The organism is Streptomyces sp. NPDC001714, assembly GCF_042892755.1.
Lineage (GTDB): Bacteria > Actinomycetota > Actinomycetes > Streptomycetales > Streptomycetaceae > Streptomyces.
Window position 1 is genome coordinate 209,094 of record NZ_JBIAUL010000015.1, and the last position, 15,852, is coordinate 224,945.

Genomic DNA, 15,852 nt, shown 5'->3' on the forward strand with positions numbered 1-15,852 from the left:
CGCGGAGTCCGCGGGGTTCCGCGGCCCGTGCAGGGAGCGGGTGCCCGATGAGGCTTGTCGTCGATCTCAACCGGTGCCAGGGGTTCGCGCAGTGCGTCTTCCTCGCGCCGGACGTCTTCGCCCTGCACGGCGATGAGGCGCTGCTGTTCTCCCCTCGCTTCGACGAGGCACAGCGTGACCGGGTGGAACAGGCAGCCGCCGCCTGCCCGGTCCAGGCCATCCTCGTCGACTACTCCGACGAGCCGACGCGAGGGGTGGCATCCCATGTCGGCTGACACGGACGTCGAGGTCCTGCGGCGCCAGGGCCGCATCGTCGTCGTCGGTGCCTCGCTGGCCGGTCTGCGCGCGGCGGAGACCCTGCGCGACCAGGGCTTCACCGGATCGCTGACCATGATCGGCGACGAGCCGTACGAACCCTACGACCGGCCGCCGCTGTCCAAACAGGCGCTGCTGGGACGAACCCGGCCGGAGGACACCGAGCTGCCGCGGCGGCGGGACATCGACGCCGAATGGCATCTGGGCGTCGCCGCCGAGGAACTGGACCGGGGTGGCAAGCGGGTGATCCTGGCGAACGGCGACAGCGTCCCGTACGACCGCCTGCTGATCACCACCGGGACCAGGGCCCGGCCCTGGTTCCACCCGGAAGAGGCCGCGCTGGACGGGGTGTTCGTGCTGCGCACCCGTGACGACTCCGCGCGTCTGACCCGGAAGCTGGCCGGGGGTGTGTCCCGGGTGCTGGTGATCGGGGCCGGCTTCACGGGTTCCGAAGTCGCCTCCGCCTGCCGGGAGCTGGGCCTCGACGTGACGGTCGCGGAACGCGGCCCGGCACCGCTGGTGGGCGCACTCGGCGGGGTGATCGGCGCGGTCGCGGACGGGCTGCAGCGCAGGCACGGCGTCGACCTGCGCTGCGGCATCAGCGTCACCGCCCTGGAGGGCGACGATGTGGGGCGGCTCAGGCGCGCCCATCTGTCCGACGGTTCGGCGATCGACGTGGAGGTGGCGGTCGTCTCGCTCGGTGCCGTGCGGAACACGGACTGGCTCGCCGGCTCGGGCGTGGCCGCGGGGCCCCGGGGGATCGCCTGCGACGCCGGGTGCCGGGTGTTCGACGTCAACGGCATCGTCACCGACGACATCTACGCCGCCGGGGACGTGGCACGCAGCCCCCACCCGCTGTTCGACTACCAGTTCCTGTCGCTGGAGCACTGGGGCAACGCGGTCGAGCAGGCCGAGATCGCCGCCCACAACATGATCTGCGCGAGCCCGGAGCGGCGTCCGCATCTGTGGCTGCCGATGTTCTGGTCCTCCCAGTTCGGCGTCAACATCAAGTCGGTGGGTGTGCCCTCGCTGGGCGACCAGCTGGTCGTCGCGCAGGGGGCGCTCACCGAGGAGCGGTTCGTCGCGGTGTACGGGTACCACGGCCGCTGCATCGCCGCGGTGGCCTTCGACGGAGCCAAGTGGCTGGGGTTCTACGAGCAGCAGATCGCGTCGGGCGCGCCCTTCCCGCCGGAGTACCGCACGGTCGACCGCCGGACCGAGACGCTGCAGCCGGTCGACCCCGCCTTCCCCGACCCCCATCTGCCGACCCACGGGGCCACGGTCACGCTGACGGGTCACTCACCGAGCGAACGGCGCGTCGAGTTCGTTCCGTCCCATGCCTGATCACCGGCCTTGTACCGCTCGGAGCCCCGAGGAGACGCCATGACGCCCGAGCCCATCTCCGCGCAGATCACCGACTACGCCAACCGGGCCGATCCGTACCCGCTCTACGCGGAGCTGCGCAAGACACCGGTCGTGCGGGAGGACGACGGCACCTACCTGGTGAGCACCTACCACGAGGTACGGAGCCTGGCCAACGACCCTCGGCTGAGCAACGACACGAGCAACCGCCCACCGGGCTACGTCCGCACCGGTCAGCCGGCGGAGGAGTCCGGCCTGCCGCCCAGCTTCATCTTCACCGACCCGCCCGTGCACGACCGGCTGCGCGACACCATCAACCGGCCGTTCGGCCCCCCGCACAGCCCCCGGTTCCTCGACGGCCTGCGCGGTGAACTGTCCAAGGTCGTCACCGAACTGCTCGACGACTTCGACGGCAAGGACCGGGTCGACATCGTCGAGGACTTCTCCTACCCCCTTCCGGTCACCGCCATCTGCCGGGTCCTGGGCGTACCGCGCGAGGACGAACCGCGCTTCCACGGCTGGGCCGACGCCCTGGCGTCGTCACTCGATCCCGCGTCCGGCGGCGGCGACGCGCAGGAAGCGGCACAGCGGGCGCGCCAGGACCTGGGCGCCTACCTGGCCGAGCTGATCGAGACCAGACGCCGCCACCCCGGTCCCGGGATACTCAGCGCGCTCGCCCCCGACATGACACCGATGGACCTGGAGGCCACCGCGGTGCTGCTCCTGGTCGCCGGCCACGAGACCACCGTCAACGCGATCAGCAACACGACCCTCACCCTGCTGCGCCACCCCGACATCCTCGAGCGGTTCCAGAAGGAGCCGGGGCTGGCCGTCCCGCTCGTCGAGGAGGTGCTGCGGTACGAGCCCCCCGTCCAGTTCATACCGTTCACCACCGCCCTCGCCGACATCGACGTCGCCGGCACGACGATCCCCAAGGGCTCGCCGGTCTGGCTCATGCTGGCCGCGGCCAACCGCGACCCCGCGCGTTTCCACGACCCCGACCGGTTCGATCCCGACCGCAAGGACAACGAGCACCTGGGTTTCTACACCGGCATCCACTACTGCTTCGGCGCCCCGCTCGCCCGGGTGGAACTCCATGCGGCCGTGCCCGAGTTGTTCCGGCGGGTCAAGTTCACCGGGCTCCTTGAGGACCCGCCGCAGTACCGCGCCAACGCGGTGCTGCGCGGCCCCCGGCACCTTCCCGTGGCGATCGAGGGCCTCGTGGCCTGAGCGCCGGCGCTCACGGCCACAGCAGTTGCTTCCGCCACCCGCCGTCCGGCTCCGCGACGTACCGGAGCCGGACGTGCCGCCGGTCCGGGTCGCCCTGGAAGAACTCCGCCTCCTCGGGGTGCAGGTGGTAGAGGGTCCAGGTCGGGGAGGAAGCGGCCGGGTCGGCGTGGGCGCGTTGCCAGGCCGCCTCCGACTCCGTGCGCAGTTCCTCCAGCGAGGACAGGGGACTGCTCTGGCGGCCGGTGAGGGCCGCCGCCAGGGCGCCCGTCGAGCGGGCGTGCAGGTCGGCCTGGCTCTCCTCGGCGGGGGCCGCGGTGACCGGGCCGCGGAGCCGGACCTGGCGGCCCAGCACCGGCCAGTAGAAGGCGAGGGCCGCGTACGGGCGGGCGCTCAGCTGGTGTCCCTTGCGGCTGGTCACGTGGGACGCGAAGGACCAGCCCCGCGCGTCCGCGCCGTGCAGCATCACGATCCGGACGTCCGCCCGGCCCTCCTCGTCCGACGTCGCCAGCGATACGGTGTGCGGCTCCGGCTGCCCGGCCGCCACCGCCTCCGCGAACCACGCGGTGAAGAGGGGGAGCGGCGCCGCCGGAGCCGACGCCGGGTCGAAGGGCCGTAGCTCCGTGGCCTCGGGGTGCCAGACGCGGAGCGACTTCAGGAGCGCGTGAAGATCCGTTGCTGCCATGTGCCGAGTATCACTCGGTACCTCCCGCAACCGTGCCATCAGCCACCTCGTGCGGCGGCCCCGGGGTCCCCGCGGCCAGACCCCGGGGCACAACAGAGCAAACCGCTGCGAACACCTGTGCCCCGGCCCCACACTGTCCGGCATGAGGGGACCGAAGACCGTGAAAGTGGCTGTACGCCATGTAAACGGCGATGTCGGACGGCGCAGGACACGGGCCGTCACCTGGGCCGCCCGCGACTTCCGGCTGGTGCGGCCGGCCGAGGGGCGGGACCGGGTCGAGCTGGAGTGCCCCGTCTGTACGGCGTCCGTCCTCGCCGAGGTCGCCGACCACACGCGCACCCGGCGGGTGCGGAACGGGTGGGCGGCGGTGTCGGGGCTCTCCCTGCTCGTCTCCCTCGCCGCCCTCGGCTATGCGGTCCACGGGGGCGGCAGGGCGCTGCCGGCCCTCCTCTCGACCAGCGTGCTCGTCGCGGTCGTCGGGCTCGTCATGACGCCCACGGCGTGGGTGCGCAGCCGCCACCACATCGGCGTCGTCCTGCTCGACGGCCCCGCGCCGCGCCGCGGCCACCGGATCGTGCCGGTGCGCTAGACGCTTCGCGGGCCGCAACGGGTCGTCGGTCGCCTGCGGCGCCGCCGCGGCCGGTCGCGCAGCCCCCGCGCCCCTGACGGGGCGTTGCGCGGGGGCCTCCTCAGTGCCGGGCGAACTGGACCCCGGTCCGCTGCACCACGTCCGGGCGTACGGCGAGGGCCGGCACGGTGAGTTGCTCCCCGTAGATGTCGGTGAGGCGGATCTCGCCGCCGCAGCCGGTGCCGTGTTCGGAGAGGAAGTAGTTGTACCCGGTGCGGGTCAGCGCCAGCCAGCCGCCGCCCGTGCGGACTTCCAGGCGGGCCAGCGGGTTGCGGTGGCCGATCGCCTGGATGCCGCACCAGTACTGGCTGGAACCGGTCTTGTAGCGGATCGAGACGGTGTCGGAGGTGGCCGGGCTCAGCAGGCTCCAGGTGATCGCGATCCGCCCCGCCGACAGGGGGGCCAGTTTCGCGAACGCCTGGTGACTGAGGTCGAGTTGGCCGACCGCGCAGGGCGCCGGGCACTCGTTGGTGATCCGTACGGTGATGGCCGTACCGCTCGCCGCGCGGACGGAGACGTACGCGCCGCAGGCCTTCGCCGTCTCGTAGTCCGCGGTGTTCATCGCCGCGGTCATCACGTCGGAGGTCGGGCCGTAGGAGCAGGCGCCGTCGCCGTTGCCGACGTCGTAGGAGGTGGCGACCCCTCGGTAGGTGGTGCCGGGGCGGATCCGGCCGGCCGCGGGGGCCGTGGTGGTGGAGGAGGCACCGGTCGCCGAGCGCCGGGCCGGGGCGGCGGACGGGGTCGCCGATACGGCCGCGGAGGCCGGCGTGGTGGGCCTGCTCGCCGTGGGGGTCGGCGTGGGCGTCGCGGACGGCTTCCGGGACGGGGCCTTCGGGGTCGCCGCGGCGCTCGTCACGGCGTCCGACGCGGCTCCGGAGACCGCCCGGTCCTGCCCGGTGGCGTCGGCCGCGGCGCCGGGGCGGAAGGCCACGGCCAGGGTCACGACCAGGGCGACGACGGCGACGGCGGCCACCGCGAGCAACGGTCCGCGGACCGGGCGCCATGCGAAGTCCCGGTCCCGGTTCGGCTGCGCGCGGCGGCGATGTGAGGAGGAGGCCACGGAGTGATCCTTACGCGATTCGGCGGTGCACGTCCTTCGAACATCGAAGCTTCCGGTACGACAGTGGCCGCCGGGACGGAAAAGGTTGCCGCCGTTGCGCGAAAAGTTGCCGCCGATCGGAGGGAGGCCGCCCGCGCGGCTACCCGCGCCCCAGCACCACCGTCCCCGACGAGCAGAACCAGCCCCCCGTCCCCGACGCCACCCCCAGTTCCGGCAGCCCCCCGTCCGCCCGCCGCACCTGCCGGTCCCCGGCCTCGCCGCGCAGCTGCCGTACCGCTTCCACCAGGAGGAACAGCCCCCGCATGCCGGGGTGCTGGGCCGACAGGCCGCCGCCGTCCGTGTTCACCGGCAGCTCCCCGCCCGCGACCCGCAGCCGCCCCTTCTCCACGAACGCCCCGCCCTCGCCCTTGGCGCAGAAGCCGAGGTCCTCCAGGGTGACCAGGGTCATGTAGGTGAACGCGTCGTAGATCTCGGCGAAGTCGATGTCGGAGGGGGTGACTCCGGCGCGCCGGAAGGCCAGTTGCCCGCTCACCGCCGCCGGGGACACCGTGAAGTCCTCCCACTCGGACATGGTGGCGTGGGAGAGGCACTCGCCCGTGCCCAGGATCCACACCGGGGCGGTCCGGCAGTCCCGTACGTACTCCTCGGCCGCCAGCAGCACCGCCGCGCCGCCGTCCGAGCGGATGCAGCAGTGCAGCTTGGTGAAGGGGTCGGCGATCATCGGTCCGGACAGGACCTCGTCGACCGTGATCGGGGTGCGGAACATCGCGTCCGGGTTCAGTGCCGCGTTGGCCCGCGCCTGGACCGCGACCTCGGCCAACTGCTCGATCGTGGTGCCGTGTTCGATCATGTGGCGGCGGGCGGCCATCGCGTACTTGGCGATGAGGGTGTGGCCGTAGGGGACCTCGAACTGCAGGGGGCCGCGGGCGCCGAAGGACAGGTTCCCGGTGCGCCGCCCGGCCCGGATGTCGGCGCGGGCCGTCGAGCCGTACACCAGCAGGACCGCGTTGGCGTGGCCCGCGGCGATCGCGTCGGCGGCGTGGGCCGCCATGACCTCCCAGGTCGAGCCGCCGACGGAGGTGGAGTCGGCCCAGGTGGGGCGCAGGCCCAGGTACTCGGCCACCTCCACCGGGGCCAGCGTGCCCAGCCCCGCCGACGCGAAGCCGTCCACCGCCTCACGGGCGAGGCCCGCGTCGGCCAGCGCGCGCCGGGCCGCCTGGGCGTGCAGGGCGTAGGGGGTGGCCTCGTCCACCCGGCCGCAGTCGGACAGGGCCACGCCGACCACGGCGACCTTGCGGGGTCCAGTCATGAATCTGACGGTACATCAGATCCGCGTGACTCCGCCCCTGTGCATCTGCATCCAACGCCCCTAGCATGACGGGCCGTCAGATCGTCAGGAGGTCCGGTCATGGACGCCCGCTTCACCGACGAGCAGGACGAGATCCGGCGCGCCCTGCGTGAACTGCTCCACAAGCGCTGCGGTACGGAGGACGTGCGGGCCGCCGTCGACAGGCCGGAGGGGTACGACCCCGGCCTGTGGACCACCCTCGGCGAACAGCTCGGCCTGCCCGGCCTCGCCCTCCCCGAGGCGTACGGCGGCGCCGGTTGCACGCGCACGGAAGTCGCGCTCGCCGCGGAGGAGTTGGGGCGGGCCCTGGCCCCCACCCCGTTCCTCGCCACCGCCGTGCTCACCGCCCCGCTGCTGCTCGCCCTCGGCACCGACGCCCAGCGTGCCGAGCTGCTGCCGAGGATCGCCGACGGCGGCCTCACCGCCGCGCTCGCCGTCCCCGGCACCCGGCTCGGCACCGCCCTCGCGCTCACCGGGCCGGGCGGCGCCGGGCCGGACGGCGCGGACTGGGCCGGCGGCGGGCGGGCCGGGGGCGTCCAGGCGCGGCGCACGGGGGACCGGTGGCGGCTGTACGGGGAGGCTGACCAGGTCCTCGACGGCCACAGCGCCGGGCTGCTGCTCGTCCCCGCGCACACCGGCGGGTACGCCCGCTCGCGCGTCCTCCTCTTCCTGGTGGCCGGGGACGCCGCCGGGGTCGTACGGACGCGGCGGACCGGTCTCGACGCCACCCGCAGCCAGGGCCGGGTGCAACTACGGAACGTCCAGGCCGAGTTGCTCGGGCCGGACGAGGACACCGACGTCCGGGCCGCCCTCGCCGCCCTCGGCGACTTCGTGGCCGCCGTGCTCGCGGCCGAAGCCGTGGGAGCCGCCGACCGGGCGCTGGAGCGGACCGTGGAGTACGTGAAGCAGCGGGAGCAGTTCGGGCGGCCCATCGGGTCGTTCCAGGCGGTCAAGCACCGGCTGGCCGACGTCTACGTGGCGGTGCGGGCGGCCCGGTCGGCGGCCTACTACGCGGCCTGGGCGACGGCGCACGAAACAGGAGGTGCGGCGCGAAGCGCCTCCTTGGAGGGGCGGTGGCGGGCGACGGGTGGGCAGGCCGGCGGGCTGGCGCTCGCGCAGGGGCTGGAGGCGCTGCGGACCGCCGCGGGGGAGGGGATCCAGCTGCACGGCGGGATCGGGTTCACCTGGGAGCACGAGGCGCACCTGTACTTCAAGCGGGCCGCCGGGGACGAGTTGCTGTTCGGGCCGGGCCACCGGCTGCGCGCGCACGCGGCCGACGCGGCCGGGCTGTTCACCGGACGGGAGGTGGCGGTGTGATCGGCCGACGGCTGGTTCAGAAGGTGTCCGCCACCCGGGGGTTCGCCAAGGTGGCCCCGCACGTGGTCCCGGCCCTGGACCGGGCCGTGCACCGGCTCAGCCGCGGCCGGGTGCTGCTCAGCGCCCAGATGCTGCCCGGCGTGATCCTCACCTCCACCGGCGCGCGCAGCGGCCGGCCTCGCCGTACGCCGCTGGCGTGCATGCCGGAGGGCGACGGCTGGCTCCTCGTCGGCTCCAACTTCGGACGCACCGGCCATCCCGCCTGGACCTACAACCTCCTCCACCGTCCCGACGCCGAGATCAGCTGGAAGGGCCGGGACGTCCCGGTCACCGCCCGCCTGCTGGAGGGAGCGGAACGGGCGGACGCCTGGCGCCGGCTGCTGGTGTTCTGGCCGCCGTACGCCGCCTACCAGGAGCGGGTGGACCGGGAGATCCGGATCTTCCGGCTGACCCGGAGGTGAGCGCCCCGCTGGAAGGCCGCGACCTGCCGTCAGCCGACCGCGGCGCCGTCGTGGCTGGTCGCGCAGTTCCCCGCGCCCCTGAAGGGGCGCTCACTGCAGCGCCCCTGTTTTCAGGGGCGCGGGGAACTGTGCGACCAGCCCCCACGCACCCGCGGCCGAAGGGCTACAGGGCTACCGGGGTGCGCCGTACGCCGTCGGTGTTCACGTCGGCCCCCTCCGCGGAGCGGCACGCGTGGTCCCCCGGTGCGTGACTGGAGGCTGGGATGACGCGTTGAGCATTCCCGCCTCCGAAAGGCCGACGAATGACCACACGTGAACCGCTCGCGCCCCAGCGGCCCGTCAGCTCCTCCGCCCGCCGGCTGCGCCTGGCGGCCTGCCTCGTGGGCGCCGTGACGGTGACGGTGGCCGCGCTCGCCGTGCGGCCGGCCGGCGCCGAGGCCGGCGGCCGCGCGTCCGGGCCCGGCTGTGCCGACCTCGCGCGGACGGTGCTCGCCGACTCGCACGTCAAGAGCATCAGCTCCGAGCTCGTGCCCGCCTCCGGGACGCTCCCGGCCTACTGCCAGGTCGACCTCGTGCCCACCCGCGCCATCAACGTCCGCGTCGCCCTCCCGCTCAGCACCGCCGACGCCGGCACCGGCGGCACCTACGCGGGCGCCTGGAACGGCCGGGTCCTGAACACCGGCGGCGGCGGGTACGCCGGCACCCTCGGCGACCTCGGCGTGACGGTCCAGCGCGGCGAGGTCGGCTCGGTCACCGACACCGGCCACAGCTCCGCCTGGTGCGACGCGACCAATCCGAGGACCGGCCGGCCCAACGCCCAGCCCGGCTGCGGTGAGGCCGGCGGCGGCTTCGTGCTGTCCCCCTCGGGCGAGCTGAACACCCGGCAGGTCGACGAATTCATCGACCGCAGCCTGCACGAACAGACGGTCTGGGCGCTCTCCCTCGCGAAGAGCTACTACGGCCGGGCCGCGCAGCGGAACTACTGGGTCGGCGGCTCCACCGGCGGCCGGCAGGGCTGGGAGATGGCCCAGAAGTACGGCGACGAGTACGACGGCTTCCTGCTCGGCTACCCGGCGGTCAACTGGAACCGGTTCATCGTCGGCGAGGCCTGGCCCGCGGTCGTCGTCAACGAACTCCTGGGCGCCGGCGGCCTGTCACCCGCCAAGAGCGACGCCGCGAACGCCGCCGCCGTCGCCGCCTGCGACCCCGAGGACGGCGTCACCGACGGGGTCGTCGCCGACCCCCGCCGCTGTGCCTTCGACGCCCGCGAGGTCAAGGGACTCACCGCCCGGGAGGCCGAGGCGATCGACCTCATCTGGGACGGCCCGCGCGACGCCCACGGCAACCGGCTGTGGGGCGGCATCACCCGGGGCACCACCTTCGCGGTCCTGCTGCCCGGCGGGAACACCATGAGCCCGCTGATCGAGACCTACCTCCGCAACTGGCTGAAGCAGGACCCGGACTACGACTGGCGCAAGAACCTGACCATGGAGAACTTCCCGCGGGTCTTCGAGGCGTCCTACCGCAAGTTCGAGAGGACCGCCGCCACCGACAGCACCGACCTGTCCAAGGTCCGGCGGAACAACGGCAAGATCCTCTACTACACGGGGACCGACGACCCCCTGATCCTGCCGTTCAACACCTACAACTACCAGCAGCGCCTGTTCGACCGTTACGGCGTCCAGGGCACCCGTTCCGTCGTCCGCACCTTCTACTTCCCGGGCGTCGGCCACACCGAGCCGGGCCTCACCGGCACCGCCGACGCGCGGTCGCAGCTCCTGGACGCCCTGGAGGCGTGGACCGAGCACGGCCGCGCCCCCGAGTCCTTCGACCAGAAGGACCCCGGCACCGGCACCGAGCGCACGATCTGCGCCTACCCGGACACCGCCACCGCCCCCGGCGCGAACGCCTCCTGCACGACCAGGACGAGCGTGCCCGCCGACCTGGCCGCCCAGTCGACCACCGCCCTGGACCGCCGCTGAGCGCTCCGCCGGAAGTGCCGCGACAGGCCGTCACCCGCTCAGAACAGCCGCTCTCCCAGCAGCAGCGCCCCGATGCCCAGCATCGCCGCCCCCGAGGTCCGGGTCACCGCGCGGGCGGCCCGGGGGCGGGCGGCCAGCAGAGCGCGTGAGAGGGCGCCGACCGCCAGATAGACGGCGGCGCAGGCGGCCATGTGCAGGGCGCCGAGCACGGCGGTCTGGGCGGCCACCGGGAGGTGGGTGCCCGTCGTGACCAGGAACTGGGGGAGTACCGACAGGTAGAGCAGCAGCGCCTTGGGGTTCAGGCCGCTGATCGCGGCGCCCCGCCGGAAGCCCTGCGGCCCGGCCTCCGCCTCCTGCGGGACCATCGGGCGGCGCAGCACGCCCCAGCCCAGCCACAGCAGGTATCCGGCGCCGGCCACGGTCAGGGCCGTGAGCAGCCGCGGCGACCGGGCGACCAGCACCGCGAGGCCCGCGACCGCCAGCGCGGTGTGCAGCGCGTACCCGGCGATCAGGCCCGCCACCGCGCGCGGCACCGAGCGGCCGCGCACCCCGGCGGCGATCACGTAGGCCCAGTCGGCGCCCGGCACGCACACCAGCAGCAGGTCGACGGCGAGGAAGGAGAGCAGGAGTCCGGTGTCCATGGAAGGGACATTAAGCGCGATTGGCCCGAAAGTGTTTCTGGAATTTGCTCGAGAGTGCAGGTTCCGGGGGAGAATCTTGCTCATGGACGACGTGGACCGGAAAATCCTTGCCGAGCTTCAGCAGGACGGGCGGCTGACCGTGACCGAGCTGGCCGGGCGGGTGCGGCTGAGCGTCTCGCCGTGCCACCGGCGGCTGCGCGAGCTGGAGCGGTCGGGGGCGATCAGCGGGTACCGGGCGGTGGTGGACCCGGCCGCCGTGGGGCTGACCTTCGAGGCGCTGGTCTTCGTGTCCATGCGGCAGGAGGACCGGGACACCGTCGCCGACTTCGAGCGGGCGCTCGCGGAGATCCCCCATGTGCTGGACGCGCAGCGGCTGTTCGGCGAACCCGACTACCTGCTGCGGGTGGCCACCGCCGACCTCGCCGCCTTCCAGCGGCTCTACGACGAACGGCTCGCGACCCTGCCGGGCGTGCAGCGCCTCACCTCGACGCTGGTGATGAAGCACGTGGTGCGGGACCGGCCGTTGCCGGCGTAGGGCGACAGGCGGTGGTTCACCGCTGCACGTGAACCACCGCCTGCCAGACAGGACCCAGGACGCGGGCTACTTCGTGGGCTTCTTCCCGGTCACGCCCAGATGCACCAACAGCGCCAGGTTCGGCTTGAGTTCGGCCTGCTTCACACCCCAGGTCTGGAAACCCTTCTGGTGCGCGGCGACGGCCGCGAGCATCGCGACCAGCGAACCGGCCACGGCCGCCGGGTTCACGTCCTTGTCGACCCTGCCCTTGGACTGCAACTCCGCGATGGAGTCGGTCAGGGAGTTGTTCACCGAGTTCAGGATCTTCATACGGATCTTGTAGAACCGTTTGTCCCCCTCGGCCGCCCCGAGGTCGACGACGCGCAGGATCGCGTCGTTCTTGCGCCAGAACTCCAGGAAACCGTCCACGAGTTCCTGCGCGGTCGCCCAGCCGGCCTTGCCGACCCAGGAGCGCCCGGCCAGCAGCTCGGTCAACTGACCGCCCTCGGTGGCCATTTGCTCGGCGATCTCCAGAACGGCGCCTTCGACGTCCGGGAAGTACTGGTAGAAGGTCGCGGGCGAAGTGCCCGCTTTCCGGGCGACATCGATGACCTTGACGTCCCGGTAAGGGGAGGAGCTGAGCATCTCGCTGAGGCAGTCGAGCAGCTTCTGCCGGGTCGCCTGCCCACGCCGGCCGGCCACGCGGCCGTCGACGGTACGCACTTGTCCTGTCATGCCGTCAGCTTACCGAGGGGTGATCGGAGCGCGATTCGGCCGACTGCAAATGGGGTGCACGGGTGTATAGGGGCCGGTGCGGCTGGTCTGCGCGGTGCGGGCCGGGCGGTTACTTTGACGGCATGGCCGAAAACAGGGCATCCGGATACGCGGAGGGCGTCCCGTGCTGGGTGGACGCGCAGCTCCCCGACGTCGAGGCGGGCAAGCGGTTCTACGGCGGGCTCTTCGGGTGGACCTTCGAGGACGCCGGCGCGGAGGCCGTGTGGGCCCGGCTGGGCGGCGCGGCCGTCGCCAGGCTGGCCCGGAAGCGGGACGGCCGGATGCCCACCGTCTGGACGGTGTACTTCGCGACGCCGGACGCCCAGGACCTCGCCCGCCGGATCCGCGCCGCCGGCGGACAGATCGTCAACGAGGTGGTGCCCGTCCGCGACCTCGGCACCGCCGCCCTGGCCGCCGATCCCCAGGGCGCCGTCTTCGGCCTCTGGCAGGCCGCGGGCCACCCCGGCTTCGGCGTCCGGCACGCCCCCGGCACCTTCGCCTGGGCGCAGCTCTACACCAGCGACGTCGACGCGGCCGACACCTTCTACGGCCGCCTCTTCGCCGACGTCCTCTTCGGTACCGACGCCGACCCGGACTTCGGCCGCGCCCCGGTGACCGAGGTGTTCGCGGCCGGGATGCCGGCCCAGTTCGTCGTCCACTTCCGCACCGGGGACGTGGCGGCCGCGGCCCTGGCCGTGCACCAGCTGGGCGGCCGGGTCCAGGCGCCGCCCTTCGAGACGTCGTACGGAAAAGTCGCCGTCGTGACCGACAATCAGGGGGCGTTCTTCGCGCTGCTGGAACGCTGAGGCCGGAAACAGGCGGCTCTTGGCGGGTAAATGTCTGACTTTGTCATGAGACACCCCGATTGGTCGCCGGGTTCGCAACCTGTGCCCGGGCCAGGAAGAATCGGGGTGCGTGCCGCCATGGCGGTGCGGTGGTGAGACGCTGCACGGGGTCGCGTACATATGTGGGTGGACGGGGCCCGTACGGGGAGGTGGCAGGCAAGTGGTGGATCAGCTGACGCAGCACGATCCGCGGCGGATCGGGCCGTTCGAGGTGCTGGGACGGCTGGGGGCCGGCGGCATGGGGCTGGTCTATCTGGCGCGCTCGGCGTCCGGACGGCGCGTGGCGATCAAGACGGTACGGACCGAGCTCGCCGAGGACCAGTTGTTCCGGGTCCGCTTCACCCGCGAGGTGGAGGCGGCCCGCGCGGTCTCCGGCTTCTACACGGCGGCCGTGGTCGACGCCGACCCGCGCGCGGCCGTGCCGTGGCTCGCGACCGCGTACGTGCCGGCGCCCTCCCTCGAGGAGATAGTGAACGACTGCGGGCCGCTCCCGGCCCAGGCGGTCCGCTGGCTGGCGGCGGGCGTCGCCGAGGCGCTCCAGTCGATCCACGGCGCCGGACTGGTCCACCGCGACCTCAAGCCCTCCAACGTGCTCGTCGTCGAGGACGGTCCCCGGGTCATCGACTTCGGTATCGCCTCCGGTGTCTCGAACACCCGCCTGACCATGACGAACGTCGCGGTCGGCACCCCCGCCTACATGTCCCCGGAGCAGGCGAAGGACTCCCGGTCGGTGACCGGCGCGAGCGACGTCTTCTCCCTCGGCTCCATGCTCGTCTTCGCGGCCACCGGCCACCCGCCCTTCCACGGCGCCAACCCGGTCGAGACCGTCTTCATGCTGCTGCGCGAGGGCCCCGACCTCGAAGGCCTCCCGGACGAGCTGCGTCCGCTCATCGAGTCCTGCATGCAGATGGAGGCCACCGCCCGCCCCAACCCGGCCGACCTCCAGGCCCAGCTCGCCCCCCATCTGTTCGGCTCCGGCTCCGACGACAGCGGTACGGCGTCCGCCTGGCTGCCCGAGAAGGCGGTCGGGCTGATCGAGTCCCGGCGCGGCGGCCGCCCGGCCGTGAAACCCTCCGCCAACCCGTCCGGCGCCCGCAGCGCCGGCCGCCTCGCGGTCCCTCCGCCGCCCTCCTACGACCCCGTGGTCCCGGCCCCGGTACCGGTCGGCGCCCCCGACACCGGCCCGGTCCGCCTCGCCGGCGCCCGGGTGCCGATCGGCCCGGGACCGCGGGTCGCCGACGCCCGCGCCGCCGCCGTGAAGGCGCCTCCGCCCGAGGCCGGCCTGGTGGCCAGCTGGTCCCGCCCGCACCCCGGTGTCAACGGCGCCGACCCCGCCGTACCGGGGGTCCCCGCCCTGCCCCCGGAGACGGCCTCCGGCTGGCGGCCCTGGCGGTTCCGGATGTCCAACGACGTCTGGGGCACCCCGGCCGTCGACGGCGACCTCGTCTACGTCACCTCCTTCGAGGTGCACGCCCTCGACGTGGCCACCGGACGCCGCCGCTTCAAGACACGGGACGTCGCCTGGTCCATGGCGGTGGCCGACGGCCGTATCCACGCCTCCGACGGCCCCACCCTGTTCGCCCTGGAGGCACGCGAGGGCGGCGACCTGTGGCGGCTGTCCACCGACGCCTGGGTGTACTCCCTCAAGGCCGACCGCGGCACCCTCGCCACCGGCACCCGGGGCGGCGGCGTCCAGGCCTGGGAGGCCTCCAGCGGGCAGAAGCTCTGGGAGCTGTCCGGTGCCCAGACCGACTTCGAGGCCCCTGAGTCCGGCCCCTCCCTCCACGACGGCACGGTCTACGTCTGGCAGGACGCGCGCCTGCGGGCGCTGGACGCCCGTACCGGCGACGAACGCTGGTCCTACCCCATCGGCGACGCGGCCTCCTGCGGCGGCGTCCCGGTCCGCCTCACCCACGCCGACGACGGCTTCGTGTACGCCTCCGCGGGCACCCGCGTCATCGCCCTCGACACCGCGAGCGGCCGCGTCCGCTGGCACTTCGAGGCGCCTGCGGTCTTCCTCTCCCCGCCCACCCACGTACCCGGCCCCGCCGTCACCGGCGGCGGCATCTACCTCGCCGACTACCTCGGCACCGTGTACGCCCTCGACGCCACCGACGGCCGCGACCGCTGGCGTATCGCGACGGAGGCCCGCGCCTCGATCGAGCCGGTCCTCGTCGCCGCCGGCCACGTCCACGTCGGCAGCGGCAAGGGGCTGTACACCCTGGACGCGGTGACCGGTACGCCCAAGTGGCGTTTCCAGGCGGGCGGCGATGTCGTGGGCGCTCCGGCGGTGGCCGAGGGCCGCATCCACTTCGGTTCGACGGACCACCTGTTGTACACGCTGAAGGCCGACGACGGCCGGCTGCGGTGGAAGCTCGCCACCGGCGGGGAGATCACCGGGTCACCGGTGGTGCGGGACGGGGTGGTGTACGCGTGCAGCAAGGACCGCTGCGTGTACGCCCTGGACGCCGAGAAGGGCACGGGGACGGCCCGCACGGCGTGAGTGCCGGGACCGGCTGACGGGCGGCTGCAGCCGAGTGGGGGCCGATCGCGCAGTTCCCCGCGCCCCTAAAGGGGCGCTGGTGCAGCGCCCTGCTTTTAGGGGCGCGGGGAACTGCGCGACAAGCCACCACGTACCCGCAGGCGCTCGGCGGCGCCGGGTGGCGCCCTCTTCGGCGTTCGGGGGCTGCCCG

The 15,852-nt window shown here is 73.5% G+C and carries 15 protein-coding genes; 10 read left to right on the forward strand and 5 right to left on the reverse strand.

What is annotated here, in order from left to right; translation table 11 throughout:
* The first annotated feature begins 47 nt into the window (after positions 1 to 47).
* The 3 genes from ACFY0P_RS34520 to ACFY0P_RS34530 are packed head-to-tail and all read left to right on the forward strand — an operon-like array spanning position 48 to position 2,907.
* Positions 48 to 275, forward strand: a complete 228-nt coding sequence (locus ACFY0P_RS34520) for a ferredoxin (RefSeq protein ID WP_388922198.1) — start codon at positions 48 to 50, stop codon at positions 273 to 275.
* Positions 265 to 1,659, forward strand: coding sequence for an NAD(P)/FAD-dependent oxidoreductase (locus tag ACFY0P_RS34525; RefSeq protein ID WP_388922201.1), 1,395 nt, complete (start codon positions 265 to 267; stop codon positions 1,657 to 1,659). The genes ACFY0P_RS34520 and ACFY0P_RS34525 overlap by 11 nt, the downstream gene beginning before the upstream one ends.
* Before the next feature lie 39 nt (positions 1,660 to 1,698).
* Positions 1,699 to 2,907 (forward strand): cytochrome P450, encoded by a 1,209-nt coding sequence (locus ACFY0P_RS34530; RefSeq protein ID WP_388922204.1) that lies wholly within the window; start codon positions 1,699 to 1,701, stop codon positions 2,905 to 2,907.
* Positions 2,908 to 2,917: 10 nt separating this feature from the next.
* On the opposite strand, the gene ACFY0P_RS34535 is transcribed toward ACFY0P_RS34530, so the two are convergent.
* A complete protein-coding gene (locus tag ACFY0P_RS34535) occupies positions 2,918 to 3,589 on the reverse strand; it encodes a pyridoxal 5'-phosphate synthase (protein WP_388922207.1) in 672 nt (223 codons plus the stop codon).
* 142 nt (positions 3,590 to 3,731) lie between these two features.
* Between ACFY0P_RS34535 and ACFY0P_RS34540 the strand changes: the two genes are divergently transcribed.
* Positions 3,732 to 4,178 (forward strand): hypothetical protein, encoded by a 447-nt coding sequence (locus ACFY0P_RS34540; protein WP_388922210.1) that lies wholly within the window; start codon positions 3,732 to 3,734, stop codon positions 4,176 to 4,178.
* 100 nt (positions 4,179 to 4,278) lie between these two features.
* On the opposite strand, the gene ACFY0P_RS34545 is transcribed toward ACFY0P_RS34540, so the two are convergent.
* Both ACFY0P_RS34545 and ACFY0P_RS34550 read right to left on the reverse strand, forming a co-directional pair.
* On the reverse strand, positions 4,279 to 5,277 hold the full coding sequence (locus ACFY0P_RS34545) for an expansin EXLX1 family cellulose-binding protein (RefSeq protein WP_388922213.1): 999 nt from the start codon (positions 5,275 to 5,277) through the stop codon (positions 4,279 to 4,281).
* Positions 5,278 to 5,416: 139 nt separating this feature from the next.
* Positions 5,417 to 6,586, reverse strand: a complete 1,170-nt coding sequence (locus ACFY0P_RS34550; RefSeq protein ID WP_388922216.1) for an acetyl-CoA acetyltransferase — start codon at positions 6,584 to 6,586, stop codon at positions 5,417 to 5,419.
* 99 nt (positions 6,587 to 6,685) lie between these two features.
* Between ACFY0P_RS34550 and ACFY0P_RS34555 the strand changes: the two genes are divergently transcribed.
* From ACFY0P_RS34555 to ACFY0P_RS34565, 3 genes are all read left to right on the forward strand, one after another.
* Positions 6,686 to 7,942: an acyl-CoA dehydrogenase family protein gene (locus ACFY0P_RS34555; RefSeq protein WP_388922219.1), complete on the forward strand. Its 1,257-nt coding sequence runs from the start codon at positions 6,686 to 6,688 to the stop codon at positions 7,940 to 7,942.
* Complete coding sequence (locus ACFY0P_RS34560; RefSeq protein WP_388922221.1) at positions 7,939 to 8,403, forward strand: nitroreductase family deazaflavin-dependent oxidoreductase; 465 nt, start codon at positions 7,939 to 7,941, stop codon at positions 8,401 to 8,403. Before ACFY0P_RS34555 ends, ACFY0P_RS34560 begins: the two co-directional genes overlap by 4 nt.
* Positions 8,404 to 8,705: 302 nt before the next feature.
* A complete protein-coding gene (locus ACFY0P_RS34565; protein ID WP_388922224.1) occupies positions 8,706 to 10,385 on the forward strand; it encodes a tannase/feruloyl esterase family alpha/beta hydrolase in 1,680 nt (559 codons plus the stop codon).
* Between the two features lie 38 nt (positions 10,386 to 10,423).
* On the opposite strand, the gene ACFY0P_RS34570 is transcribed toward ACFY0P_RS34565, so the two are convergent.
* Positions 10,424 to 11,026 carry a LysE family translocator gene (locus ACFY0P_RS34570; RefSeq protein ID WP_388922227.1) on the reverse strand — a complete coding sequence of 201 codons (603 nt, stop codon included), beginning with the start codon at positions 11,024 to 11,026 and terminating at the stop codon, positions 10,424 to 10,426.
* 82 nt (positions 11,027 to 11,108) lie between these two features.
* On the opposite strand from ACFY0P_RS34570, the gene ACFY0P_RS34575 reads away from it, so the two are divergent.
* On the forward strand, positions 11,109 to 11,561 hold the full coding sequence (locus tag ACFY0P_RS34575) for an Lrp/AsnC family transcriptional regulator (protein WP_093501654.1): 453 nt from the start codon (positions 11,109 to 11,111) through the stop codon (positions 11,559 to 11,561).
* Positions 11,562 to 11,627: 66 nt separating this feature from the next.
* Here ACFY0P_RS34575 and ACFY0P_RS34580 read toward each other — a convergent pair whose 3' ends face one another.
* Positions 11,628 to 12,275, reverse strand: coding sequence for a TetR family transcriptional regulator (locus ACFY0P_RS34580; RefSeq protein WP_351484136.1), 648 nt, complete (start codon positions 12,273 to 12,275; stop codon positions 11,628 to 11,630).
* Between the two features lie 122 nt (positions 12,276 to 12,397).
* Here ACFY0P_RS34580 and ACFY0P_RS34585 point away from each other — a divergent pair, with 122 nt between their 5' ends.
* Both ACFY0P_RS34585 and ACFY0P_RS34590 read left to right on the forward strand, forming a co-directional pair.
* Positions 12,398 to 13,120: a VOC family protein gene (locus ACFY0P_RS34585; RefSeq protein ID WP_388922230.1), complete on the forward strand. Its 723-nt coding sequence runs from the start codon at positions 12,398 to 12,400 to the stop codon at positions 13,118 to 13,120.
* Positions 13,121 to 13,319: 199 nt separating this feature from the next.
* Complete coding sequence (locus ACFY0P_RS34590; protein WP_388922233.1) at positions 13,320 to 15,662, forward strand: PQQ-binding-like beta-propeller repeat protein; 2,343 nt, start codon at positions 13,320 to 13,322, stop codon at positions 15,660 to 15,662.
* Positions 15,663 to 15,852: the final 190 nt, after the last annotated feature.